The 22,428-nt window shown below is 60.1% G+C and carries 21 protein-coding genes and 1 pseudogene; 9 read left to right on the top strand and 13 right to left on the bottom strand.

Annotated features, from left to right (window positions below; genetic code table 11):
• Positions 1-472 precede the first annotated feature (472 nt).
• The 4 genes and pseudogenes from ACZ9BX_RS02335 to ACZ9BX_RS02350 all read right to left on the bottom strand — a co-directional run bounded on the left by ACZ9BX_RS02335 (position 473) and on the right by ACZ9BX_RS02350 (position 3,487).
• The gene (locus tag ACZ9BX_RS02335; RefSeq protein WP_476215475.1) at positions 473-1,363 is read right to left on the bottom strand and encodes a DMT family transporter; all 891 of its coding nucleotides are present in this window, start codon (positions 1,361-1,363) and stop codon (positions 473-475) included.
• Between the two features lie 194 nt (positions 1,364-1,557).
• Positions 1,558-2,706, bottom strand: a complete 1,149-nt coding sequence (locus tag ACZ9BX_RS02340; protein ID WP_476215477.1) for a PQQ-dependent sugar dehydrogenase — start codon at positions 2,704-2,706, stop codon at positions 1,558-1,560.
• 80 nt (positions 2,707-2,786) lie between these two features.
• Positions 2,787-3,122 (bottom strand): annotated as a pseudogene (locus ACZ9BX_RS02345) (class GN sortase); the annotation flags it as partial.
• The gene (locus tag ACZ9BX_RS02350) at positions 3,122-3,487 is read right to left on the bottom strand and encodes a hypothetical protein (protein ID WP_476215479.1); all 366 of its coding nucleotides are present in this window, start codon (positions 3,485-3,487) and stop codon (positions 3,122-3,124) included. The pseudogene ACZ9BX_RS02345 and the gene ACZ9BX_RS02350, both read right to left, overlap by 1 nt.
• A 350-nt stretch (positions 3,488-3,837) precedes the next feature.
• Here ACZ9BX_RS02350 and ACZ9BX_RS02355 point away from each other — a divergent pair, with 350 nt between their 5' ends.
• The 4 genes from ACZ9BX_RS02355 to ACZ9BX_RS02370 all read left to right on the top strand — a co-directional run bounded on the left by ACZ9BX_RS02355 (position 3,838) and on the right by ACZ9BX_RS02370 (position 6,300).
• Complete coding sequence (locus ACZ9BX_RS02355; RefSeq protein WP_476215481.1) at positions 3,838-5,040, top strand: pyridoxal phosphate-dependent aminotransferase; 1,203 nt, start codon at positions 3,838-3,840, stop codon at positions 5,038-5,040.
• Positions 5,041-5,140: 100 nt separating this feature from the next.
• The gene (locus tag ACZ9BX_RS02360; protein ID WP_476215483.1) at positions 5,141-5,407 is read left to right on the top strand and encodes a type II toxin-antitoxin system Phd/YefM family antitoxin; all 267 of its coding nucleotides are present in this window, start codon (positions 5,141-5,143) and stop codon (positions 5,405-5,407) included.
• Positions 5,404-5,790 carry a type II toxin-antitoxin system VapC family toxin gene (locus tag ACZ9BX_RS02365; RefSeq protein ID WP_476215485.1) on the top strand — a complete coding sequence of 129 codons (387 nt, stop codon included), beginning with the start codon at positions 5,404-5,406 and terminating at the stop codon, positions 5,788-5,790. The genes ACZ9BX_RS02360 and ACZ9BX_RS02365 overlap by 4 nt, the downstream gene beginning before the upstream one ends.
• A gap of 225 nt (positions 5,791-6,015) precedes the next feature.
• Positions 6,016-6,300 (top strand): DUF2188 domain-containing protein, encoded by a 285-nt coding sequence (locus tag ACZ9BX_RS02370; protein WP_027508444.1) that lies wholly within the window; start codon positions 6,016-6,018, stop codon positions 6,298-6,300.
• Between the two features lie 119 nt (positions 6,301-6,419).
• Here the strand turns inward: ACZ9BX_RS02370 and ACZ9BX_RS02375 are convergent, their stop codons facing one another.
• The 5 genes from ACZ9BX_RS02375 to trxB form a co-directional block, all read right to left on the bottom strand.
• Positions 6,420-7,223 carry an aminoglycoside phosphotransferase family protein gene (locus ACZ9BX_RS02375; RefSeq protein ID WP_476215487.1) on the bottom strand — a complete coding sequence of 268 codons (804 nt, stop codon included), beginning with the start codon at positions 7,221-7,223 and terminating at the stop codon, positions 6,420-6,422.
• Between the two features lie 72 nt (positions 7,224-7,295).
• Positions 7,296-8,420, bottom strand: a complete 1,125-nt coding sequence (locus ACZ9BX_RS02380) for an alkene reductase (RefSeq protein ID WP_476215489.1) — start codon at positions 8,418-8,420, stop codon at positions 7,296-7,298.
• Positions 8,421-8,526: 106 nt separating this feature from the next.
• Entirely contained in the window at positions 8,527-8,820 is a 294-nt protein-coding gene (locus ACZ9BX_RS02385) for an ArsR/SmtB family transcription factor (RefSeq protein WP_086994171.1), read from the bottom strand.
• Between the two features lie 547 nt (positions 8,821-9,367).
• Positions 9,368-10,264, bottom strand: a complete 897-nt coding sequence (locus tag ACZ9BX_RS02390) for a LysR family transcriptional regulator VtlR (protein WP_027508448.1) — start codon at positions 10,262-10,264, stop codon at positions 9,368-9,370.
• Between the two features lie 23 nt (positions 10,265-10,287).
• Positions 10,288-11,262 (bottom strand): thioredoxin-disulfide reductase, encoded by a 975-nt coding sequence (gene trxB / locus ACZ9BX_RS02395; protein WP_476215494.1) that lies wholly within the window; start codon positions 11,260-11,262, stop codon positions 10,288-10,290.
• Positions 11,263-11,491: 229 nt separating this feature from the next.
• On the opposite strand from trxB, the gene ACZ9BX_RS02400 reads away from it, so the two are divergent.
• The 5 genes from ACZ9BX_RS02400 (at position 11,492) to ACZ9BX_RS02420 (ending at position 15,691) form a co-directional block, all read left to right on the top strand.
• The gene (locus tag ACZ9BX_RS02400) at positions 11,492-11,959 is read left to right on the top strand and encodes an Lrp/AsnC family transcriptional regulator (RefSeq protein ID WP_476219884.1); all 468 of its coding nucleotides are present in this window, start codon (positions 11,492-11,494) and stop codon (positions 11,957-11,959) included.
• Positions 11,949-12,737, top strand: a complete 789-nt coding sequence (locus tag ACZ9BX_RS02405) for a hypothetical protein (RefSeq protein WP_476215496.1) — start codon at positions 11,949-11,951, stop codon at positions 12,735-12,737. Before ACZ9BX_RS02400 ends, ACZ9BX_RS02405 begins: the two co-directional genes overlap by 11 nt.
• Positions 12,738-12,818: 81 nt before the next feature.
• Positions 12,819-13,625 carry a glycosyltransferase family 2 protein gene (locus ACZ9BX_RS02410; protein ID WP_476215498.1) on the top strand — a complete coding sequence of 269 codons (807 nt, stop codon included), beginning with the start codon at positions 12,819-12,821 and terminating at the stop codon, positions 13,623-13,625.
• Between the two features lie 15 nt (positions 13,626-13,640).
• A complete protein-coding gene (locus ACZ9BX_RS02415; protein WP_476215500.1) occupies positions 13,641-14,672 on the top strand; it encodes a glycosyltransferase in 1,032 nt (343 codons plus the stop codon).
• Complete coding sequence (locus tag ACZ9BX_RS02420; protein WP_476215502.1) at positions 14,669-15,691, top strand: glycosyltransferase; 1,023 nt, start codon at positions 14,669-14,671, stop codon at positions 15,689-15,691. The genes ACZ9BX_RS02415 and ACZ9BX_RS02420 overlap by 4 nt, the downstream gene beginning before the upstream one ends.
• Before the next feature lie 21 nt (positions 15,692-15,712).
• Here the strand turns inward: ACZ9BX_RS02420 and ACZ9BX_RS02425 are convergent, their stop codons facing one another.
• The 4 genes from ACZ9BX_RS02425 to carB form a co-directional block, all read right to left on the bottom strand.
• A complete protein-coding gene (locus ACZ9BX_RS02425; protein ID WP_476219886.1) occupies positions 15,713-16,753 on the bottom strand; it encodes a glycosyltransferase family 4 protein in 1,041 nt (346 codons plus the stop codon).
• 39 nt (positions 16,754-16,792) lie between these two features.
• On the bottom strand, positions 16,793-17,269 hold the full coding sequence (greA, locus tag ACZ9BX_RS02430; RefSeq protein ID WP_027508456.1) for a transcription elongation factor GreA: 477 nt from the start codon (positions 17,267-17,269) through the stop codon (positions 16,793-16,795).
• Positions 17,270-17,510: 241 nt separating this feature from the next.
• Positions 17,511-18,725 carry a T6SS phospholipase effector Tle1-like catalytic domain-containing protein gene (locus ACZ9BX_RS02435; RefSeq protein ID WP_476215504.1) on the bottom strand — a complete coding sequence of 405 codons (1,215 nt, stop codon included), beginning with the start codon at positions 18,723-18,725 and terminating at the stop codon, positions 17,511-17,513.
• A gap of 72 nt (positions 18,726-18,797) precedes the next feature.
• Positions 18,798-22,283, bottom strand: coding sequence for a carbamoyl-phosphate synthase large subunit (carB, locus tag ACZ9BX_RS02440; RefSeq protein WP_476215506.1), 3,486 nt, complete (start codon positions 22,281-22,283; stop codon positions 18,798-18,800).
• Positions 22,284-22,428 lie beyond the last annotated feature (145 nt).

Genomic DNA, 22,428 nt, shown 5'->3' on the forward strand with positions numbered 1-22,428 from the left:
CTTTTCTCTCTGCCCGCCATCCACACGGGCAGCATCAACTATGTCCCTTGCGGGGCGTTGGCAGGCAATTCTTGAAATTCGAGAAAAAGGTCCCCTCTACCTCGGCCTGTCTCATGACGGGATTATTCCCCACCTTGGCGAGACCGGCTGACCGGAATATTAGCGTTTCCGGCGCGCACATTCTTAAGGACTTCCCATGCTCGCAAAATGCCCGAACGCCGTGAGATTGCTGCGATTATCGGGAATTGGCAAGCAAAAGTTTTTTAACGTGTTAGCGAAAGCACATTTAGTGCGGCTATCCTATTTGCGTCAAAACGCAAATTTTCCCTCACAGCGGACGCGTGATTAACGTTTTGTATTGTTCGCAATATAAGTTGAGAGCAGATTTTCCCAAAAATGCAACGATAGCGCGTCCTCGATGGGGCGAGAAATTTTTTCCGAATTCGCCGTCCAACCCAGAAAAAGCCATAGCTCAAGCGGGCTGGCTGCGCCTTTTTTCGAGTTCCGGTACCAGTTCGACCACAAGCATAGCGGTAAACATCAGCGCGCAGCCTGCATAGCCGAGCCGGGGCATAGTCTCTCCGAGCAGCAGTGCGCCGAGCGCCGAGCCGAAGAGCGCTTCGGAGGAGAGGAAGATGGCAGCTTGCGATGGTGTCGTGTAGCGCTGGCCGATCACCTGCAGCACGAAAGCGACGCCGGAGGAAGAGATGCCAACGTAGAGGATTTCGGGTGCTGCATCCGTGACCGCTTCCATGCTGATCGGCTCGATGGTGGCGGCCACGACGAGGGCACAGACTGCTGTCACTCCAAATTGGGCGGCAGAAAGCATAAGGGGCCGTTCGGTCTCGGAAACTGTCGTGCCTGCGAGCGTGATCTGGATCGCCCAGAAGGCGGCGCAAACGACCGTCAGTCCGTCGCCCGTGGTCAGCGCGGAAAGCTGTCCGCCGGACAGCATGTAGATGCCGGCGACGGCCGTGACGGCAGCCGGCCAGATGATCCAGTGCGGCGGGCGGCGCACGAAGGCGACGGCGATCAGCGGCACGAAGACGACATAGAGACCCGTGATGAAGCTCGAATTCGTCACAGTCGTCGTCTGAAGGCCGATCTGTTGGGTCAAGGCGCCGCCGAAAAGGGCAAAGCCGATCAGGATATAAAGCCCGAGATGACGGCGCGTGGTCTTAACCCTGGCCTTGCGTGCCTCAAGGAGCACGAAAGGCAGGACCGCGACCGTCGCGACCCCAAAGCGCAGTCCGATAAACCAGAAGGGACCGATTGCCTTCATGGCCGTCGACTGCGCGACGAAGCCGCCGCCCCAGATCGCGGCAGCAAGCAACAGAAGGAGGTTCGCCTGGACGCGCGTCATTTCAGTCCTCGATGTGGGGCAGGTTGTGGCAGCGACGGTTACCAGTTGCATTTCGTTTCGGCAAGGGCGAAGAGGGGCGCGTTCAGAGTGCCAGATTGCTCGCATGGCCGAATGAATCACCGCCGGCTACTCCGGAACTCCGCTTGCGAAAAGCTTGCCCTGAGGGACGGGCAGGCGGCGCAAGGAGCTTCGTCCTAACCGTTCTGACGGTCGGCGCGCGAGACGCGCAGCAGCGCGCCATCGGCTTCGTCCGTGACCATCAGGAGCGCTCCGTCCGGTGCGATGACAATGTCGCGGATGCGGCCGTAATCGCCTTCGAAAATCTGCTCTTCTGCAACGAAAGCACCGCTATCATCGCGCGGCATGCGGGAGAGCAGTTCGAATTTGAGCGCTGCGACGAGGAAGTTGCCGTCCCATTCCGGAAACATCTTGCCGCGATAGATCGCGAGCGCGCCGGGGGCGATGGACGGGTCCCAATAGTGCAGCGGCTGTTCCAGCCCTTTCTTGGCCGTGCCTTCGCCGATCTTTGTGCCGGAGTAATTCCGTCCATAGCTGATGATCGGCCAGCCGTAATTCTTGCCGGGCTCGATGACATTGATTTCGTCACCGCCGCGCGCACCATGTTCGACGGTGTAGAGTTTGCCGTCGGCGGTGTCGAAGGTGATGCCCTGCGGGTTGCGATGGCCTTTCGACCAGATTTCCGGCAGTGCCTTGCCGCCGTTCTTGAACGGGTTGTCCGCAGGGATGCTCCCATCGGCATTGATATGCACGATGGAGCCGGCATCATCCTTCCAGTCTTGAGAGCGGTCGCGGTCGCCGCGGTCACCTATGCTGATAAAGAGACTACCGTCGCGGGCGATGGCGATGCGCGCACCATATTGGATACTGCCGCCGGTGAACTGGTCCATGGTGAAGATTGGCTTCACGTTCTCGAGCCTGCTGCCGTCGGCGGCAAGCGTGGCGCTGAAGGCTTCGGTTCCCGAGCCTCTGCGATTGGCGGTCGATGCCGTGAAATAGATCGTGCGGCTCGTTGCGAAATCCGGCGCGAGCGCTACGTCCATCAGGCCGCCCTGGCCGCGGGCACGGACGTCCGGCACGCCTCCGATCGGATCTGAAAGTTTTCCCTCCCTGACGATCCGCATCCGGCCTGGCCGCTCAGTCACCAGATAGGCGCCGTCGGGCATGACTTCCACGGCCCAGGGATGCTCCAGCCCATCCACCAGGGTTTCGACGCTAACTGCGACCTTCTCGGTCTCGACCCTGTCTGCTGCCGCGGCAAAGCCGGGTGCGAAGACGGTCACGCCAGCAAGCAGGGAAGCGGCGAATGTTCTGGCGATAGTCATGTGGCGCTTCCCGTCGCGGTCATCCGCTTTCAACGTGGAGCGGATGGCAGGGCGCTTCAACCTTATTGCGGCGCAGATAACGGCTTTGTGTTTTGCGGTTGAATGGAGGCAGTCGGCGTCGTGTCCACCAGCTCGGCTTCGGCAAAGGAGCGCTGCAGCAGGATCTGCGCGACCGCAGCCTTTCCCTTGATGTAGAAGCCGTCGCTCATCAGCGCGACGCCATACAGGGCAAGCCCGGCGATGCCGAGCGCAATCATCCGCTCGACCGTCGAAAGGCGCGAGAAAAGGAAGCCTTTCTCGCGCTGCCGCGGCGCGTCGTGGGCCGTGGCCGCAGCGGTCGCCATGGCCAGTTCGAGGTAAGAGGGAAGCGGTTCGAACTCGCCCGCGTCCTGAAGCCGGTTTCCGTTGCTGCCCATTACCTGCTCCTCACGGTCATCAGGCGCTTGATGCGGCGGCGCCACACGGCCAGTGCGCCCGCTGCGGTCAGGGCGAAAAGCAGCAGAGTCAGCCCGCGCATGATCTGTCCGTCGGCATGCGTCGCCGTCCGCGGTTTGGCCGAAGCGGCGGGTTGGGCGGTCGCGTCGTTTGTCGCCACCGGTGCGGTTAAGGAGCCGGCAATTTGCTCGGTCTTCTGCAGCTGTGGCGCCTCTTTGGCGCGGGCGGTCGAAATGATTCCGAACGCAATCGTCGAAGCGGCGACGACGCTTACTGCAATCAAAAATGAAAGCGAAACCCGGCGGGCGCGAAGCCGCGCTGCGGCCCGCTCGTCCCCCAGAAACATTGGCATACCCTCAACAACCAATTAGGAGCGCTAAAGATGAGGCTTCGATCCCGGCGGGCTCGCGACCGAATTGTGGCATGCCGCGTCATTTGTTGCGGCATAATCATGGCAAAGGCTGAATCCGCGAAGTTTTTGATTTCAGGGACGAAATCCACATCCCTTCAGAGATTGGTTCAAGTTCTTCGCAAAGTGATTCATGCTTGCGCCGCCGAGCGTGGCCAATGATCAATAAGAATCATTGGCACCATCACGCCTTTGCGCTTGAAATGCTGCTGCACATTGGACATAGAGCTAACCGCAGAACTCCGGTCCCGGCCTTCTGCCCGTTTCAACCATATAGGACCGTTATCATGGCCTTTCTTGCCGATGCTCTTTCCCGTGTGAAGCCTTCAGCCACCATCGCCGTCTCCCAGAAAGCGCGCGAGCTGAAAGCCAAGGGGCGCGATGTGATCGGCCTTGGCGCCGGCGAGCCGGACTTCGATACGCCGGACAATATCAAGAAGGCCGCCATCGACGCTATCGATCGCGGCGAGACGAAATACACGCCGGTTTCCGGTATCCCGGAGCTGCGCAAGGCGATCGCGGCGAAGTTCAAGCGCGAGAACGGCCTGGAATATTCCTGGGAGCAGACGATCGTCGGCACCGGCGGCAAGCAGATCCTGTTCAATGCCTTCATGGCGACGCTGAATCCGGGCGATGAAGTCGTCATCCCGGCGCCCTACTGGGTGTCCTATCCGGAGATGGTGGCGCTTTGCGGCGGCACACCCGTCATCGTCTCAGCGACGCAGGAAAACAACTTCAAGCTCCAGGCGGCCGATCTCGACAAGGCGATCACGCCGAAGACCAAGTGGTTCGTCTTCAACTCGCCGTCGAACCCGTCGGGTGCTGCCTATACGCATGCCGAACTCAAGGCGCTGACCGATGTCCTGCTCAAGCATCCGCATGTCTGGGTGCTCACGGATGACATGTACGAGCACCTGACCTATGGCGACTTCAAGTTCGTGACGCCGGTCGAAGTCGAGCCTGAGCTCTACGACCGCACGCTGACGATGAACGGCGTCTCCAAGGCCTATGCAATGACCGGCTGGCGTATCGGCTATGCGGCCGGACCGCTGCCGCTCATCAAAGCGATGGACATGATCCAGGGCCAGCAGACCTCGGGCGCCACCTCGATCGCTCAGTGGGCCGCCGTCGAAGCGCTGAACGGCACGCAGGATTTCATCCCGGTGAATAAGAAGATCTTCGAAGGCCGCCGCGATCTGGTGGTGTCGATGCTGAACCAGGCCAAAGGCATCGTCTGCCCGTCGCCGGAAGGCGCCTTCTATGTCTACCCGTCCTGCGCCGGCCTGATCGGCAAGATCACGCCTTCGGGCAAGGTCATCGAGACCGACGAGGATTTCGTGTCCGAACTGCTCGAAAGCGAAGGCGTCGCCGTCGTGCACGGCTCGGCCTTCGGCCTCGGCCCGAACTTCCGCATTTCCTATGCGACTTCGGAGGCCCTGCTCGAAGAGGCCTGCAAGCGCATCCAGCGCTTCTGCGCGGCCTGCAAGTAAAGCAGTTGGCAGAAATTGAAGAGAGGCTCGTCAGCGATGGCGGGCCTTTCTATTTTATAGGATCGTTGACGATGTGGCTGCATGTGGCTACATTTGGCGTATGAAAACCGTATCGATCCGCGATGCCAAGAACCGCCTGACTGAACTCGCCCGCGAGGTCGAGGAAGGGGAGACGATTGTCGTGACGCGAAACGGCCGCCCGGTCTTTGATCTCGTCCCGCATAAGCCGCGCGGCGGTTTGAATTTGGAGGCTGGCCAGGCCTACCTCCGGTCGAAGGGCATCACCAATCCCGTGCCCTTCATAGCCGACGATTTCGACGATCCTTTGCCGGAGGATTTTCTCCTTAGGCCCCTGCCTGAACGATGAGGCTGCTGCTCGACACGCATATCGTGCTTGCGATCTTGCGAAAGGATGTTGCACAGCGATTTCCTGTGGTCACGACCTTGTTAGGCGAGCCGCAAACAGTCGGATTTGTGAGTGTCGCGAGCCTATGGGAGACTGCGATCAAGGCAAGACTAGGCAAGCTGGATCCCGGTATGCCTCTTGAAGAGATGGCGCAATCTCTTCAGGAAATAGGATTGTCGCTCCTTGGGATCGATGTCAGCCACGTCATAACCGCGGCTGATCCCGAGCCGGATACCCGCGATCCCTTCGACCGGCTTCTGCTCGCTCAATGCCAAATCGAAGGGCTGCGGCTTGTGACGATCGACCGGGCTCTGGCTGACCATCCGCTGGCCCTGAAATTCTGATCCCGCTTTTCGGCAGCCGATGATTTTCCGTATCAGGCAGGTCAGGTGCGGGGTGAATTTGCAGTCTTGTGCATTTAATGGAATACTGCCGAAATTGGTCAGCCGGAAGCAATCGCGGCGTGCCTCATAACTCTCGCCTTGCCGCCCGCGATGGAGCCGGATGCAGTCCGGAAGCCTTCGGCTGATCGCCGATAAATCGGGCCGCTGAAAAAAGAGGAGAGGTGCATGATCAAGGTGGTTTACGAAGTCGTTCCCCACGACGGCGGCTGGGCTTACCGGCTGGGAGACGTCTATTCCGAAGCCTTCCCCTCGCATGCCGAGGCGCTGGAAGCAGCCCGCATCGTCGCGGCCGAGCAGCAGGTCGGCGGCGATTCCGCCGAGATCAGCTGGCAGGACGAGAAGGGCAAATGGCATGAGGAATATGCCGAAGGCGGCGACCGGCCGGAGACGGAAGTCGTCGATAGCAAATGGAAGAGCGGCGGTTCCGCCGAGGCCTTTCCGCGTGCCTGAGCCGAGCGTCCGTTCGACGATCGTGTTGATCAACCCGCGGCATTCAAGCGCAGGCTCCCTCACGCGCGGCACGATCTGCCACTTGATGAAATTCCTCTGACCTCTATTGAAGGAAGCCGCTAGGCTTGCTGCAACTCCGCCAGCGCGATGCGCGCGACGGCAAGCGGGCTTTCAGCAGACGTATTCATATTGTCGCCGAGGAACCAGGCCGCAGACAGGCCGGAATACGCGACGATCCATTGGAGCAAGCGTTTGGATTCCATGCCGGTTTCGGCACAAACGATCCGAAGCTGACGCTGCAGCCGTCCCGGCACTCTGATGGCCGGAAGATCTTCGTTGGCGAAAGTATTGGCATAGTCGAAGCCGCGTTCGCCGAATAGACCCTTCGGGTCGATCGCAAGCCACCCGTCCTCTTCGAAATCGAGAATGTTGCCGTGGTGAATGTCGCCGTGCAGCACGCCCGGATCGCGCGGATCGGCAAGCAGCGCCTCGGCGATCGCGCTGCATTCGGCAAGCACGCCGCCATAGGTTTTCGCGGCGGGCTCCAGTTCCCGGAACCAGCGGCGAAGAGGAACAAGTTCGGGTAAGGGCTTTTGTCGTGGCGCATGCAGCCTTTCGACCGTGCGGCAGATGATGCGGCTAGCCTCGTCGTCTTCACCGTCCGTCGCCATCTTGAATAGGGAGCGGCTGCCGGTCGCCCGCTCGAGCAGAACGGCTTCGTCATCATGGGCATAGACCCTGGCGGCACCGTCACCATCCCACCAGTGCATCAACGCGCCGCCGGCCCTTTCGGCCTCGTCACGAGACGTCTTGAGCATTGCCGGCCTGCCGTTCCAGAGGACCGGCAGGAGGTGGCTGGAATGGGTGATGATCGGCTCGCCGTCCGGTATCAGCGACCAGCGGCGGAGATGGGATTCGAACATGGCCGCATCCTAACGGCAGCAGTCGAAAAAGAAATCCCGCGTGAGGCGGGATTTCGTCCGGTACGCTGGAGATCAGGCGACCTTTTCGAGCAGCGGATAGTCGATGTAACCCTTTGCGGTGCCGCCGTAGAAGGTGGCCTGGTCTGGCGTGGTGAGCGGCAGGTTCTTCTTGAGGCGCTCGACCAGATCCGGATTGGCGATAAAAGGCTTGCCGAAGGCGACGAGATCGGCGCGACCGCTTTCTGCGGCGTCGATCGCCATGTCGCGGTCGTAACCATTGTTGACCATCCAACCCGCCTTGCCGCCGGCCTTTTCATAAGTCTGGCGCAGAGCCTTGTAATCGAAGGGGGGATTTGTGCCCTGCGTGTAATCGCGCTCGCCACCCGTCTGGCCCTCTATAACGTGGACATAGGCGAGGTCATATTTGGCGAGGCCCTCTACGACATAGGCAAAGAGCGTCTGCGGATCGGAATCATAGCTGTCGCCTGCGGGGGTGACCGGCGAGATGCGGATCGCCGTGCGGCCTGCGCCGATTTCCTTGGTGACCGCGTCGACCACTTCGAACGTGAAGCGGGCGCGGTCTTCGATCGAACCGCCATACTGGTCGGTTCGGTCGTTGACGCCGTCGCGCAGGAACTGGTCGAGTAGATAGCCATTCGCACCGTGGATTTCGACGCCATCGAAGCCTGCGTCGATCGCCGCGCGTGCGGCCTTGCGATAATCCTCGATGATGCCGGGGATCTCCGATGTCTCGAGCGCACGCGGCTCGGAGGTATCGGCAAAGGAGCCGGTGCCGTCCGCATTGATGAGGTAGGTCTTGGCCTTGGCAACGCGGCTGGTTGAGGAGACCGGCTTGCCGCTGTCCGGCTGCAGCGTGGTGTGCGAGATGCGGCCAACATGCCACATCTGCACGACGATCTTGCCACCGCCTGCGTGCACGGCATCTGTCACGCGCTTCCAACCGTTGAGCGCTTCCTTCTTGTAGAGGCCGGGAACGTCCGCGTATCCTTGGCCCTGATGCGTGATCGCAGTTGCCTCTGTGATGATGAGGCCGGCCGTCGCGCGCTGGCGGTAGTATTCGACGTTCAGATCGTTCGGGATCGCGCCCGGTGAACGATTGCGCGTCAGCGGTGCCATGACGATGCGGTTCCTGACGGCAATGTCGCCAATCTGCGCGGGTTCGAAAAGCTTGTTCATGGAAGTCCTTTCTTGTTTCGGCGGGAGGATCACTCGGCCGGAGCGGGGCAACTCGATCCGGCGGAGAGATTGGCAAAATGCAGTGGCACCGAGGCCGATCAGGCCATCACAGATCCTGGCTTAATTGCTTGAGGAAGGCAGCGATCGTTTCTTCGTTGCGCCGGTAGAAAACCCATTGGCCGACGCGCCTGGTGGTGACCAGGCCGGCGCGGCTCAATGTTGCAAGATGAGCGGAGACGGTCGATTGTGAAAGGCCGCAGCGTTCGAATTGGCTGGCACAGACGCCCATCTCCAAGGGATGCTCTTGGGAAGCAAAATGCTCGTTCGGATTTTTCAGCCAGTTGAGGATTTCCACCCGCTTCGGGTGCGAAAGCGCCTTCAGGATTTCGTCTCTGTCCATCGTCCAATACCGAACTATAAATCGAATTCTATCGATACATGGATCGTCAATTTCCGATATGCAAATCACGAGGGCGTGAGCTGCGCAGTTTTGACCGGCGCCTAAATTTTCGGCAAAAAAAGAGGGCCACCGAAAGCTCGGGGCCCTTTAAGGTGTGAAGGTCAAAAACCTCCAGAGGGGAACAGCTAATGCGGTGGCACTGGGAGAGAAGCCACCGAAGTGCATCAGCTATAGGCGATATGGTGCTTTACTGGGCATCTTTCAATGCATTTTTATGCATGCCTGCCATGCGCTGCACAAATTATGCTGCAATGCAGCGATTATGGGCAAAAAAAAGAGGGCCACCGAAAGCTCGGGGCCCTTTAAGGTGTGAAGGTCAAAAACCTCCAGAGGGGAACAGCCAATGCGGTGGAACTGGGAGGAAAAGCCACCATGTGCATCAGCTGAGTGCGATATGGTGTTTAATTGAGCAAACGGCAACCCTCTTTTGTGCATGCCAGTCATGCGTTGGTTGCATGGTCTGCATTTTAGTGAACAAAAACGGGAATCAGAAGTTCCAGTTTCTCGCCTTGCTGACGATGAAATCGCGGAATGCCTTCAGCTTTGCGGCGTTCTTGATTTCGTCAGGATAGCAGAAATAGGTGTCGAAGGAGGGTACGTCGGCGTTGATCGCGAGCTGGATGAGGCCGGGGTCGCGTCCGACGATGTAATCCGGCATGCAGGCGACGCCGATGCCAAGCAGGCAGGCGCGCTTGATCGAGGTCTGGCTGTTGATCTGGAGATGCGGAATCCGCTTGTTGTCGGACGAGCGCCCGGCGATCTCCAGCCAGTTCACATCGAGAAGATAGCTGGGGGCGGGTTCACCGAAGGTGATGATGCGGTGACTGTCCAGATCCTCGACCGACTGAGGCTCGCCGTAGCGGTTGATATAGGAAGGGGCCGCATAGACGTGCATATGCACGGTGAAGAGCTTGCGCTGAATGAGATCGGACTGCTGCGGCTGGCGCAGGCGGATGGCGCAATCCGCGTGGCGCATGTTCACGTCCAGTTCCTCGTTGTCGAGAATGAGTTGGATCTGGACGTCCGGATAGAGCTGCATGAACTCCTGGATCTTGTCCGTCAGCCAGCCCTGGCCGAGACCGACGGTGGTGGTCACGCGCAGCTTGCCGGATGGCGTTTCCGTCGTCTCGGTGAGCTGCATCTTCACCGTCTCGAGCTTCAGCAGCACGTCATGAGCGGTGCGATAGAGCAGTTCGCCCTGTTCCGTCAGGATCAGGCCGCGGGCATGGCGGTGGAAGAGCTTGGTGCCGACGTCCTGCTCCAGCGCGCTGACCTGGCGGCTGATCGCAGACTGGGAGAGATGCAGCTTGTCGGCCGCATGCGTGAACGATCCGGCCTCGGCAGCTGCGTGAAAGATACGCAGCTTGTCCCAATCCAATGGCATTCCCCCACCCCTCATAGCCGATCTTACTCCGCGGCCACGGCGACGGGCATGTGGCCCGTCAGATAACGTTCGGCTTCGAGGGCAGCCATGCATCCCATGCCGGCGGCGGTGACCGCCTGCCGGAAGATATCGTCCGTCACGTCGCCCGCAGCATAGACCCCCTCTATGCTGGTCGCGGTGGAATCCGGAGCGGTCCAGAGATAGCCGTTGTCCTTGAGCTTGAGCTTGCCCTTGAAAAGTTCAGTTGCCGGCGCATGGCCGATCGCCACGAAGACCCCGTGGATGGCAACGTCGCTGACGGCGCCGGTGCGGGTATCGCGCAGCCGCGCGCCGGTAACCGATGGCGGCATCGGCGGCTTGGCCGGCGTGCCGGTGATTTCGGCGACTTCGGTGTTCCAGAGAACCTTCACGTTCTCCTTCGAGAACAGGCGCTCCTGCAGGATCTTTTCGGCGCGGAATGCATCGCGGCGATGCACGACCGTCACCGACTTCGCGATGTTGGAAAGATAAAGCGCTTCCTCGACGGCGCTGTTGCCGCCGCCAACGACGATGACGTCCTTGTTGCGATAGAAGAAGCCGTCGCAGGTGGCGCAGGCAGAAACGCCGAAGCCTTGGAAATGCTGTTCGCTTTCGATGCCGAGCCACTTCGCCTTGGCGCCCGTCGCGATGATCAGCGTATCGGCGGTCCAGACCTGGCCGCTGTCTGTGCGGGCCACGAAGGGGCGCTGGTTCATCTCGACTTCGGTGACGATGTCGCTGACGATCTCGGCGCCGACATGCTTGGCCTGCTGCAGCATCTGGTCCATCAGCCACGGGCCCTGGATCGGATCGGCAAAGCCCGGATAGTTTTCGACATCCGTCGTGATCATCAGCTGCCCGCCTTGCTCCATCCCGGCAATCAGCACCGGCTTCACCATCGCACGCGCCGCATAGACGGCGGCGGTATAGCCGGCGGGACCGGAGCCGATGATGAGCACCTTGGTATGGCGGGCGGACATGTCATTTCCTTTCGATTGGCGGGAGGCGTCGGCTAAAGAGCGAATGCGGCCGTATCGCGATCCTCAGCCATTTATGAACGACCAATGCTATTATTCAAGGGCAGCCTTGCATTACCAACAAGGCATTGCGCCCGCCTGTGCAAGATTCGGTCATGCGAGCGAAACATTCTTGCGTATTCCGCCGCTTTATATAGAAGCTGCCTCCGGAAAATTAAAGAAAGGCAATGCGGTGGTTCGCGCCGAACTCGACGTCATCGACATAAGGATCTTGCGGGAACTCCAGGCCAACGGCCGGATGACGAACGTGGAGCTCGCCGACCGCGTCGGCATTTCGGCTCCGCCCTGTCTGCGGCGTGTCCGTAAGCTCGAAGAGGCCGGCGTGATTGAGGGCTATCACGCGATGCTGAACAGTCCGAAGCTCGGCTTCGACCTCGTCGCCTTCTGCATGGTCGGCCTCAAGCATCAATCCGAAACCAACCTCAAGGCCTTTGCCACCGCCACTTCAAACTGGCCGCTGGTGCGCCAGGCCTGGATGGTCTCCGGCGACAGCGATTTTCTGCTGCATTGCGTCGCAGAAAACCTGACCCGCTTCCAGGATTTCGTCATCGAAGTACTGACCGCCAACGAGCATGTCGACACGGTGCGCACGATGCTGACGATCCGGCAAGTGAAGAGGCTGGGGCTGGTTGAGGTTTGACAATGATCCCGGTTCGGGCAGTGCCGATAATCAGGAGATTTTTGTGAGCATAGAGTTGACCATCGTAGCGACGCGCCGGCCCGAGTTGCTTCGCGCAACGCTTCAAAGCTTCAACGAGAAAATGTTCAAGAACTTCAGCTTTTCGCGCGTTTCGATGAATGTCGATAAGCTATGGGGCGATGAAGAAGACGAGCGCAACTGCATCGAGGTGCTGAAAAGCTTCTATCCGCAAGCGATCGTCTATGCACCGCCTGTGCCGGGCTTTGCTGCTGCCGTGAAACGCCTCTGGCTGAACAGTGAAGCAGATTTCGTTTTTCACATGGAGGATGATTGGGAGCTTTTGGAGGAGATTCCGCCTGGAATTTTAGACCTTTTTGGGGAGAAAAGCGTCTCTCAGGTCTCGCTGATGACGAAGGAAAAGAACTGGAGCGTCGAGCGCCGGGGGATGTTCCATTACGCCAGAAAGAATTACCGATTTCTGGGATTCGAGCTTCCGATAAGGCTCAAGTATCCGAACTTCACGACGAGTCCTGCTTTTCTTCGGGGAGACTTCGCGCGCGGTTGGGGCAAACTGCTGGACGAGACCCTCGATCCGGAGAAGCAGGTTCGTTCACTGCGAAACCCGCAACTGATGCAATATGTGTCCAAATTTCGGAATCGGCTGTATGTCGGAAAGTCCGGGTATTATGTCGCCGAGGATACCGGCCGAGTTTGGCGAGACAGAATGGGAATTGAGAAAGTCGTTGTCGATGATGCTTCGGCTTGGTTGTCGAAATAGCTTGCTCGCCGGCGCCTAGCAGCCACGACAACAGGAGCCATAGGGGCGAACTGCACATTCCTTCTTTTGGGGACTAGTCTTTTGAAGCTGCCGATCTCCGCCTTTATTATCTGCCAGAACGAAGAGCAGTTCCTGGGTGGGTGTATAGAGTCACTGGCCCAATTTTCGGAGATCGTCATCGTCGACTCCGGATCAACGGACGGGACAGTTGGGCTCGTGCAGTCCTATATCGACAAGGGCTGGCCGATCACGCTGTTTCATGAGGCATGGCATGGCTATGCCGGGCAGAAGCAGTTCGCGCTGGAGCAATGCAGCCAGCCGTGGTGCTTCAACATCGATTCCGACGAGCGGCTTGATGCACCGTTGCGCAAGCTGCTGCCGGAATTGATCGCAGGGCCGGAAGAGATCGTCGGCTGGCGTGTGGCGCGGCGGCCTTACCTGATCGGCTATGGCTACACGCCGGAAAATGTGCTTGAACGCAAGAACCTCCGCCTTATCCGCAAGGGCAGGGGCGGCTACGACCTAAGCCAGGCCGTGCATGAGGGCATCGTGCCCGACGGGCGGGTGGAAAAGGCAAAGAGCGGCAGTCTGCTTCACTACCGCCCGCTGATCATTGACGAGCAGATTCTCAAGGAAAACAAGTATTCGACACTGAAGGCGGACCAGCAGGTCGCAGCCGGCAGGACAGCGCGGTTTTCCGGCCTTGTCTTCAGCCCTCCGCTCTATTTTCTCCGTCTCTATTTCAAAAACGGCCTGTGGCGCTGCGGTGCTTCAGGCTTCATAGAGGCGATGACGGGAGCTGTTTATGCGTTTCTCACGCAGGCGAAGATCTACCAACGGCAAGCGCTGAAGCGGCGTCCGAATATCGACGACGCGCAACAACGATAGGGTCGGGGACCGCTCATGAAGGTCATGCATATCCATTTTGGCAAAGAGGGGGGAGCCGAGCGCTTCTTCGTCAATCTCGTGAACGCTCTCTCCGACCGGGGCGTGGAGCAGCGGATGCTCATTCGTCCGGACCGGAGCTGGAAGAAGGATGTCGAAAGTTGCGGCACGGTCTACGAAGGAATCTTCCGCAGGATATCGCTGTCACGTTTCGTCCTGTCTGCTCGCATGCGCGGCATCCTGAAAGAATTCCAGCCTGACGTGATCATGACCTGGCAGTTGCGCGCCAGCCGCTTCATGCCGAACTACAACAAGGCCCGGCGTATTTCCCGCCTGGGGGATTACCCTGAACATCTCGGCTACTACACGAATTCGCAGACCCTCGTCTGCATCACGCCGGATATTGCCGCCAAGGTGCGGGAATTCGGCTGGACGGGTGGCGTCGAGGTTATCGCCAACTTTACGCGTTCCACGCCGAGCGTGCCGATTTCCCGGGATGCTCTGCAGACGCCGGAGAACGCATTTGTTGTCATGGCGATGGGCCGCTTCGTCAAGCGCAAGGGCTTCGACGTGATCATTCGGGCTATGGCGCAGGTCGGGAATACCCATCTTTGGCTCCTCGGGGACGGGCCGGAACGGGAAAACCTGGAAGCCCTTACCGATCAGCTGGGCTTGCGCGACCGGGTCCGTTTTGCCGGCTGGCAGACCAATGCTTATCCCTATCTCGCGGCTGCCGATGCCTTTGCGATCACATCGCTGCATGAGCCTTTGGGGAATGTCTGCCTCGAAGGGTGGGGCGCGGGAAAACCGACGATCTCATCGCGCGCCGAAGGTCCTTCATGGGTGATGACCGACGGCGAAGATGCCATTATGACCGATTGCGGCGACGTCGATGGGTTGGCGAAGGCCATCATGCGCCTGCGCGACGATCCTGCGCTGCGCGAGCATCTCAAGGACGGCGGATGGCGGACGCTCCGCGAGCGCTTTTCCGAAGAGGCGATCACCAACGCCTATCTTCGCCTCTTCGAGACCGGTTCGAGCGCACCATGAAGGTCCTGCATTTTCATTTCGGCAAGGATGGCGGCGCCGAGCGTTTCTTCGTGCATTTGGTCAATGCACTGGCGCGGCGTGATGTCGAACAGACGGCCATCATCCGGCCGAACAGGCTGTGGCGCAAGGATATCGAAGCTGTCACGAACATAACGGAGAGCAATTTCCGCAACCTGTCATTGGACCGCCTGCTTCTTCCGATGAAGGCGGCCCGCATGGCGCGGACCCAAAAGCCGGATGCCTTGGTCGCCTGGGCGCAGCGGGCGAGCGAGTTAATGCCGGATTACAGAGGCTGTATCAAGATTTCCCGTCTGGGGGACTACCCGACCAATCTCCGCTATTTCAAGAATACCGACGTCATCGTCTGCAATACGCCCGGCATCGGCCAGCATGTGCGCGAACTGGGCTGGACGCGCGGCGTCGAGGTGATTTCCAATTTCACGGATACGGAGCGCGTCGCGCCCGTCGATCGGGCGGCGCTTAAGACACCGGAAGATGCTCCCGTCGTGATGTCCATGGGGCGGTTCGTTCCGCGCAAGGAATTCGCTTTGTTGACGGCTGCCGTTGCCAAGCTGCCGGGCGTTTATCTCTGGCTTGCCGGGGACGGCGAGGAGCTGAAGAATGTCGAGAAGGTTGCGGCCGATCTCGGTGTAACCGATCGCATTCGCTTCCTCGGCTGGCAAAAGGATACGCGGCCGTTTGTGGCCGCCGCCGATATTTTCGTGATGCCATCGAACCATGAGCCGCTCGGCAACGTCATCCTTGAAGCCTGGGCGCAGCACAAGCCGGTGGTTTCGAGCCGGTCGGAGGGGCCGAGTTGGTTTATGCAGGACGGCGAGAACGGGCTTCTTGTCGACATCGGCGATGCCGATGGCTTCGCTCGCGCGATCGAGCGGCTGATCAATGATCCGGTTTTGGCGGCCAAGGTGGCGGCGGGCGGCTACGCGACGCTGATGAGCCAGTTCTCGGAAGATGCGATTGCCAATGCCTATCTCGAACTTTTCAAGCGCAAGCCGTAGCCGATAGAATTGACGGCTACTTTACCGGCGCAGAAGATCCTCATAGACAGCCTTCAATGCTTTCGCTTCGCCTTCCAGCGCGAAATGCGCCCGCACATGCGCGAGCGCCGCCTCGCCATGGGCGAGGGCCTTTTGCGGATCGGCAAGGTAGGGGGCGACTGCCCTGGTGAGGGCTTCGCCGTCGCCGGCCGGAACGATGTTGCCGTTCATTCCTTCCTCGATCATTTCGGCATAGGCCCCGGCATCCGACGCAACGACTGCCGTCTTTGATGCCATGGCCTCCAACGGCGTCAGCCCGAAACCTTCGTTGCGGGAAGGAGCGACATAGAGGGTGAGCCGGCGATACCAGACCTTGATGTCCGGCACTTCGCCCAGAAAGACGATCCGGTCGGCGAGACCGGCGGCGGCGATATCGGCCTTCAATTTGTCGGCAAAAGCGGTGTGCTCCGCCGCTACCCGGCCGGAGATCACTGCCGTCCACTCCGGATGTTGCGGCAACAGTTCGATCATCGACCGCACGAAGAGGTCGGTGCCTTTTTGGTGCCTGATGCGACCGAAGCAGCCGACGAGATACTTGCCGGGCAGGCTAGTGGCCTCGGTGCTGTCCTCGGCGGTTCGTGGCGGATGGAAAAGTTCCACGTCGATGCCGTGGCGGATCACGGTGTGCGGCACCTCAAGAAAGGAGCCGGATCGGGCATTGGTCGCAACGACCGCGTCCATCCGGCGGATCAACCAGCGCGTATAGGCGGTATGCCGGCGCTGCGCGGCCGACGTGAACAGCAGCTTTAGCGGCATGCGGAACATATGCCGCAGCACGACGCCCGCGGCCATTTCATTGTTGCGGCGTGCGTGCCAAACACGCTGCTGGCGCCCAGTAGGCGGACGCCAGGCGGAAAGAAACTGGCTCCACGACAACTTCGGAAGGCCGTCCGGCAGGCCGGGGCCGAGCGTTGCGATCTTGATGCCGAGTTTGATCTGGCAGGGAACCAGCTGGACGATCGTCGACGTGACGCCGGATAATCGCTGCTTGAAGTTCGGCGCGATGATTTCGACGTCAGCTATATCTATCGCGGCCGGCTTGACCGTTTCCGCCACAGGCTATCAACCCCAGGAGATCGACAGGACTTCGTAGGCTTTGGAGCCGCCCGGTGCGATGACCTCGATGGAATCGCCGACAACCTTGCCGATGAGTGCGCGGGCGATCGGGGAGGAGATGGAAATGCGGCCGGCCCTTACGTCGGCCTCCTGATCGCCGACGATCTGGTAGGTCTTTTCTTCCTCGGTGTCCTCGTCGACGAGCTTGACCCTGGCGCCGAATTTGATCTTGTCGCCGGACATCTTCGCAAGGTCGATCACTTCGGCGCGCGCCGTCAGGTCTTCGAGTTCGCTGATGCGGCCCTCGTTGTGGCTCTGCGCTTCCTTGGCTGCGTGATATTCGGCGTTTTCCGAAAGATCGCCATGAGCACGGGCTTCGGCGATCGCTTCGATGATACGCGGGCGCTCCTCCTGCTGACGCCAGCGCAATTCTTCCTGCAGCTTGACGAAACCACCCTGTGTCATCGGAACCTTATCAACCATTTTCCTGTCCTTTGATCTTCGTGTCCTATAGTCAGGCAGCGACACAAAAGAAAACAGGTCCCGAAGGGGACTTCGGAACCGTGCAATAATCCTAATCACTCGCTTATAGCAGATCGTTGCCGCCGATTTCCATAAAATTCGTAATGTGGCGCGCTACCCGGCTAACCGCCCGCTCTCGGCCAGCGTTCCCGATTGGGCTGCCCTGGAAAGGGTGAGTCGGATCAAAGAATGATTCAAGCCATTAAGGGACAAAGACGGGATTTGCAGGCAGGTTCGGCGGATTGTAGGCGCCGGCATCCTTCCGCTCCTTGACCGAAATATGGATCAGCGCGTCGTCAGGAATGAAGCGCTGGTCGCTCAGAGGGAGATAGATGGCATTCCGGTTGCCGCGCTTGCGCCAGGAATTTTCCGGCACGCGCCGAGGGATGTATTCAAGGATTTTCCATCCGGCGGTCATCGAATTATGGAGCGGAGCGCTGGAGTTCAGCGGCACATATTTTTTGTGGTTCTTGCCGAGTACGATGTCGTTGACGGTGCGGGTGCGATAGAGGAGCCCGGCCGGCTGCGTTTCCTCTATCATCCAGGCGAGGGGAATCTTGACGGCTCCGCTTTGCGCTTCCGGATAGCCGCCGCCGATATCGCCGTGGACGCCGGCAAACCACACTTCCTTGAAATTCTGCTTTACCGGCGTCTTTGGCCGGAACGGGCGGCCCCAATATTCCTGGTCTCGCTCCCAGATCTCCGGTTGGAACATGGTCCGCCGTTCATCGATGGCGACTGCGTGCCGCACCCATTCGACACTCGGGTTCTTGCGGGTGAAAGGGTGGGCCTTGAATTGCGGAAGCCATTTCCCCGCTTCGATCACTGAGGTCACCGTATCGAAAAGACCAAGCAGCTTGATCGGCGGGCGATCGTTTCTGAGCATGCGTTCGTAGAGACGCATGGCCGCGAAAGCAGAGGAGGTATCGTCGCCGCTATCCTCTGCAGCGCCGCCGGCTTTCTCTTCCTGCGCGGGAATTCCCTTGTAGGTTCTGTAGGCATAATCGAGCAGGTTGAGATGATATCGGCTTGTCAGACCGAAGGCATGGATAAAGCCTGCCAGGACACGCGCCGAATAGGCGCCGCGGCTAAAGCCGAAGATGTAGATGCGATCGCGGCCGGAATGCCGCCCATCGGCGTCAGGCGGGCCGCGATCGTAGTTCTCGACCAGGAAACGGTAGGCTTCCTTGACGTTCTGGTCGAGGCCCCAGCCGGTGGCGAGTCCGAAAACCTCATAGGATTTGCGAAGCAGCCTCGACCAGGCATTTGCCGCGCCGAACGTGCCGATGCCTGGATCATAATAGACGATCTGCTCATCCGAGCGTTTCAGGGTGCCGAACAATCTGACAATATTGGTCCGGTCGGCCGAAATCTCGTTCGACGTGCCATCGAACAGAATGACGATGTTCTTTGCCATCAACCGCTCCGGATGTACCGCCGAAACGGTAACATCCGAGAGATTTTACGGCAACTTCCGGTCGTTTAATACTCAGAAATAGCTCTGCAGAGGGCGGACTTCGAGGTTGCCCGCCTTCAGCGCCTTGATCGCCTGTGCGGCGGCTTCAGCACCGGCCATCGTCGTGTAATAGGGCACCTTCTGCATCAGCGTCGCACGGCGGAGCGACTTCGAGTCGGAGATCGCCTTGTTGCCGTCCGTCGTGTTGATGACGAGCTGGACCTGGCGGTTGCGAATCGCATCCTCGATGTGTGGCCGGCCCTCGAGCACCTTGTTGATCTTCGTCGCTTCGATGCCGTTTTCAGCCAGGAAGCGTTGCGTGCCGCCGGTGGCAAGTACCTTGAAGCCTTCGCCTACGAGAACACGGATCGCAGGCAGGACGCGCGGCTTGTCGTGATCACGAACTGAGACGAAGACCGTCCCGTCGCGCGGCAGTTCGACACCGGCGCCGAGTTGCGACTTGGCGAAGGCAAGAGCGAAATCGGTGTCAAGGCCGATGACCTCCCCGGTCGACCGCATTTCCGGCCCAAGCAGCGTATCGACGCCCGGGAAGCGGGCGAAGGGGAAGACGGCTTCCTTGACGGCAATGTGCTTCAGGGCGCGCGGATCGGGCTTTTCGCCGTAGGCTGCGAAGGCCGCATCCAGCTTCTCGCCGGCCATGACGCGGGCAGCGATCTTGGCGATCGGCGCACCGATGGTCTTTGCCACGAACGGCACGGTGCGTGAGGCGCGCGGGTTGACTTCGAGTACGTAGACGGTGCCATCCTTGATGGCGAACTGCACGTTCATTAGACCGCCGACCCTCAGCGCCTTCGCCATGGCCTTCGCCTGGCGCTCGAGCTCGTCGAGCAAGTCCGCCGACAGCGAGCGCGGCGGCAGCGAGCAGGCCGAGTCGCCGGAGTGGATGCCGGCTTCCTCGATGTGTTCCATGATACCCGCGACATAGACATCCGTACCGTCTGACAGGCAGTCGACGTCGACCTCGATGGCATTCGTCAGATAGCTGTCGAAGAGCAACGGGTTCTTGCCGAGCAGCGTGTTGATCTGGCCGGTCTTGTCGTTCGGATAGCGCTGCTTGATGTCTTCCGGAACCAATTCCGGAACCGTGTCGAGCAGATAGGCCTGCAGCATCGATTCCGAATGGATGATCTGCATGGCACGGCCGCCGAGGACGTAGGACGGGCGCACGACCAGCGGAAAGCCGATTTCGGCGGCGACGAGGCGGGCCTGCTCAACCGAGTAGGCGATGCCGTTGTTCGGCTGGTTGAGGTCGAGCTTCATCAGGAGCTTCTGGAAACGGTCGCGGTCTTCGGCAAGGTCGATCGCATCCGGTGCGGTGCCGAGGATCGGGATGCCGTTCTTCTCCAGCGCTTCGGCAAGCTTCAGCGGCGTCTGGCCGCCGAACTGGACGATGACGCCGACGACTTCGCCCTTTTCCTGCTCGGCGCGCAGGATTTCGATCACGTCTTCGGCCGTCAGCGGCTCAAAATAGAGGCGGTCTGATGTGTCGTAGTCGGTCGAGACCGTCTCCGGGTTGCAGTTGATCATGATCGCTTCATAACCCGCATCCTTCAGCGCGAAGGCGGCGTGGCAGCAACAATAATCAAACTCGATGCCCTGGCCGATGCGGTTCGGGCCGCCGCCGAGGATGACGACCTTCTTGCGGTCCGAGACCTGCGCTTCGGAGCGTGCGACGCCGACAAAAGGCGTCTCGTAGGTCGAGTACATGTAAGCAGTCGGCGAGGCGAATTCGGCGGCGCAGGTGTCGATGCGCTTGAAGACCGGGCGGACATTCAGACTGTTGCGAAATTCCGCCACTTCCTTCGGACGCTTGCCCGTCAGCGTCGCGAGGCGCGCGTCCGAGAAGCCCATGGCCTTCAGCATGCGCAGGTTTGCGGCATCCGCGGGCAAGCCATGCTCGCGGATACGGGCCTCCATATCGACGATTGCCTTGAACTGAGCGATGAACCAGGGATCGATCTTGGAGCCCTCATGAACTTCGGCCTCGCTCATTCCCTGGCGAAGCGCCTGGGCGACCATGCGCAGGCGATCAGGCGTCGGCGTGCCGATGGCGGCGCGGATGGCGTTCTGGCTGGATTCGCCCTCTTCGACGTCGGGGATTTCGATTTCATCGAGGCCGGTCAGACCCGTTTCCAGCCCGCGCAGCGCTTTCTGCAGCGATTCTGCGAAGGTGCGGCCAATGGCCATGACTTCGCCAACGGACTTCATCGCTGTCGTCAGGACCGGCGAGGCGCCCGGGAACTTCTCGAAGGCAAAGCGCGGGATCTTGGTGACGACGTAGTCGATCGAGGGTTCGAACGACGCAGGCGTTGCGCCGCCGGTGATGTCGTTTTCCAGCTCATCGAGCGTATAGCCGATCGCGAGCTTGGCGGCGACCTTGGCGATTGGGAAGCCGGTGGCTTTCGAGGCAAGCGCGGAGGAGCGCGACACGCGCGGGTTCATCTCGATGACGACGAGGCGGCCGTCTTTCGGATTGACGGCAAACTGCACGTTCGAGCCGCCGGTTTCGACGCCGATCTCGCGCAGCACCGCGATCGAGGCGTTGCGCATGATCTGGTATTCCTTGTCGGTCAGCGTCAGCGCCGGCGCGACGGTTATCGAGTCGCCCGTGTGGACGCCCATCGGATCGATGTTCTCGATCGAGCAGATGATGATGCAGTTGTCCGCCTTGTCGCGGACGACTTCCATTTCATATTCCTTCCAGCCAAGGACCGACTCCTCGATCAGGACCTCGGTCGTCGGAGACGCATCGAGACCGCCGCTGACGATGTCGAAGAATTCCGAACGGTTGTAGGCAATGCCGCCGCCGGTGCCGCCGAGCGTGAAGGACGGGCGGATGATGGCCGGCAGGCCGATGTCGTCGAGCGCCTGCGCGGCGATCGCCATGGCGTGGTTCAGATAGCGCTGCTTGCGGTCGCTTTCGCCGAGGTTCCAGTGGTTTTCTAGCTCGTCCAGCCCAGTGTCCAATGCCGCGCCGGAGAGGCTTTCGCGCAGCTTCGTGCGTTCGGCCTCATGCGTCTTGCGGTCGGTATCTTTGATGTCTGTGGCGTTCGCCAGCATCGAGCGCGGCGTTTCCAGCCCGATGCGGGCCATGGCTTCGCGGAAGAGGGCGCGGTCTTCGGCCATATCGATTGCGGCTGGCTTGGCGCCGATCATCTCGACACTGTAGCGGTCGAGCACACCCATGCGCTTCAGCGACAGAGCGGTGTTCAGCGCCGTTTGGCCGCCCATGGTCGGCAGCAGCGCGTCCGGCCGCTCCTTGGCGATGATCTTGGCGACGACCTCCGGGGTGATCGGCTCGACATAGGTCGCGTCCGCGAGACCTGGGTCGGTCATGATCGTCGCCGGGTTGGAGTTGACGAGGATGACGCGGTAGCCTTCCTCCTTCAGCGCCTTGCAGGCCTGGGTGCCGGAATAGTCGAATTCGCAAGCCTGGCCAATGACGATCGGTCCCGCGCCGATGATGAGGATCGATTTGATGTCTTGGCGCTTCGGCATGGCGATATCCGTTTCTAGCTGCGCAAAAAGCCGGCCAGGGTGGGAGGCACCGGGTCGGGTCGCGCATGGAGGGTCTTTTCAGGCTAGAAGCGGCTTATAGGCAAATGTATTTGCAAACGGAACCCCATAAATCGCGGAATCGACA

It is taken from the genome of Rhizobium sp. USDA 3886, assembly GCF_056279785.1.

Bases quoted from the DNA above. Each gene is read 5' to 3' on its own strand.
- ACZ9BX_RS02335 (WP_476215475.1), bottom strand. From the start codon at position 1,363: ATGACGCGCGTCCAGGCGAACCTCCTTCTGTTGCTTGCTGCCGCGATC.
- ACZ9BX_RS02340 (WP_476215477.1), bottom strand. From the start codon at position 2,706: ATGACTATCGCCAGAACATTCGCCGCTTCCCTGCTTGCTGGCGTGACC.
- ACZ9BX_RS02350 (WP_476215479.1), bottom strand. From the start codon at position 3,487: ATGTTTCTGGGGGACGAGCGGGCCGCAGCGCGGCTTCGCGCCCGCCGG.
- ACZ9BX_RS02355 (WP_476215481.1), top strand. From the start codon at position 3,838: ATGGCCTTTCTTGCCGATGCTCTTTCCCGTGTGAAGCCTTCAGCCACC.
- ACZ9BX_RS02360 (WP_476215483.1), top strand. From the start codon at position 5,141: ATGAAAACCGTATCGATCCGCGATGCCAAGAACCGCCTGACTGAACTC.
- ACZ9BX_RS02365 (WP_476215485.1), top strand. From the start codon at position 5,404: ATGAGGCTGCTGCTCGACACGCATATCGTGCTTGCGATCTTGCGAAAG.
- ACZ9BX_RS02370 (WP_027508444.1), top strand. From the start codon at position 6,016: ATGATCAAGGTGGTTTACGAAGTCGTTCCCCACGACGGCGGCTGGGCT.
- ACZ9BX_RS02375 (WP_476215487.1), bottom strand. From the start codon at position 7,223: ATGTTCGAATCCCATCTCCGCCGCTGGTCGCTGATACCGGACGGCGAG.
- ACZ9BX_RS02380 (WP_476215489.1), bottom strand. From the start codon at position 8,420: ATGAACAAGCTTTTCGAACCCGCGCAGATTGGCGACATTGCCGTCAGG.
- ACZ9BX_RS02385 (WP_086994171.1), bottom strand. From the start codon at position 8,820: ATGGACAGAGACGAAATCCTGAAGGCGCTTTCGCACCCGAAGCGGGTG.
- ACZ9BX_RS02390 (WP_027508448.1), bottom strand. From the start codon at position 10,264: ATGCCATTGGATTGGGACAAGCTGCGTATCTTTCACGCAGCTGCCGAG.
- trxB (WP_476215494.1), bottom strand. From the start codon at position 11,262: ATGTCCGCCCGCCATACCAAGGTGCTCATCATCGGCTCCGGTCCCGCC.
- ACZ9BX_RS02415 (WP_476215500.1), top strand. From the start codon at position 13,641: ATGAAGGTCATGCATATCCATTTTGGCAAAGAGGGGGGAGCCGAGCGC.
- ACZ9BX_RS02420 (WP_476215502.1), top strand. From the start codon at position 14,669: ATGAAGGTCCTGCATTTTCATTTCGGCAAGGATGGCGGCGCCGAGCGT.
- greA (WP_027508456.1), bottom strand. From the start codon at position 17,269: ATGGTTGATAAGGTTCCGATGACACAGGGTGGTTTCGTCAAGCTGCAG.
- ACZ9BX_RS02435 (WP_476215504.1), bottom strand. From the start codon at position 18,725: ATGGCAAAGAACATCGTCATTCTGTTCGATGGCACGTCGAACGAGATT.
- carB (WP_476215506.1), bottom strand. From the start codon at position 22,283: ATGCCGAAGCGCCAAGACATCAAATCGATCCTCATCATCGGCGCGGGA.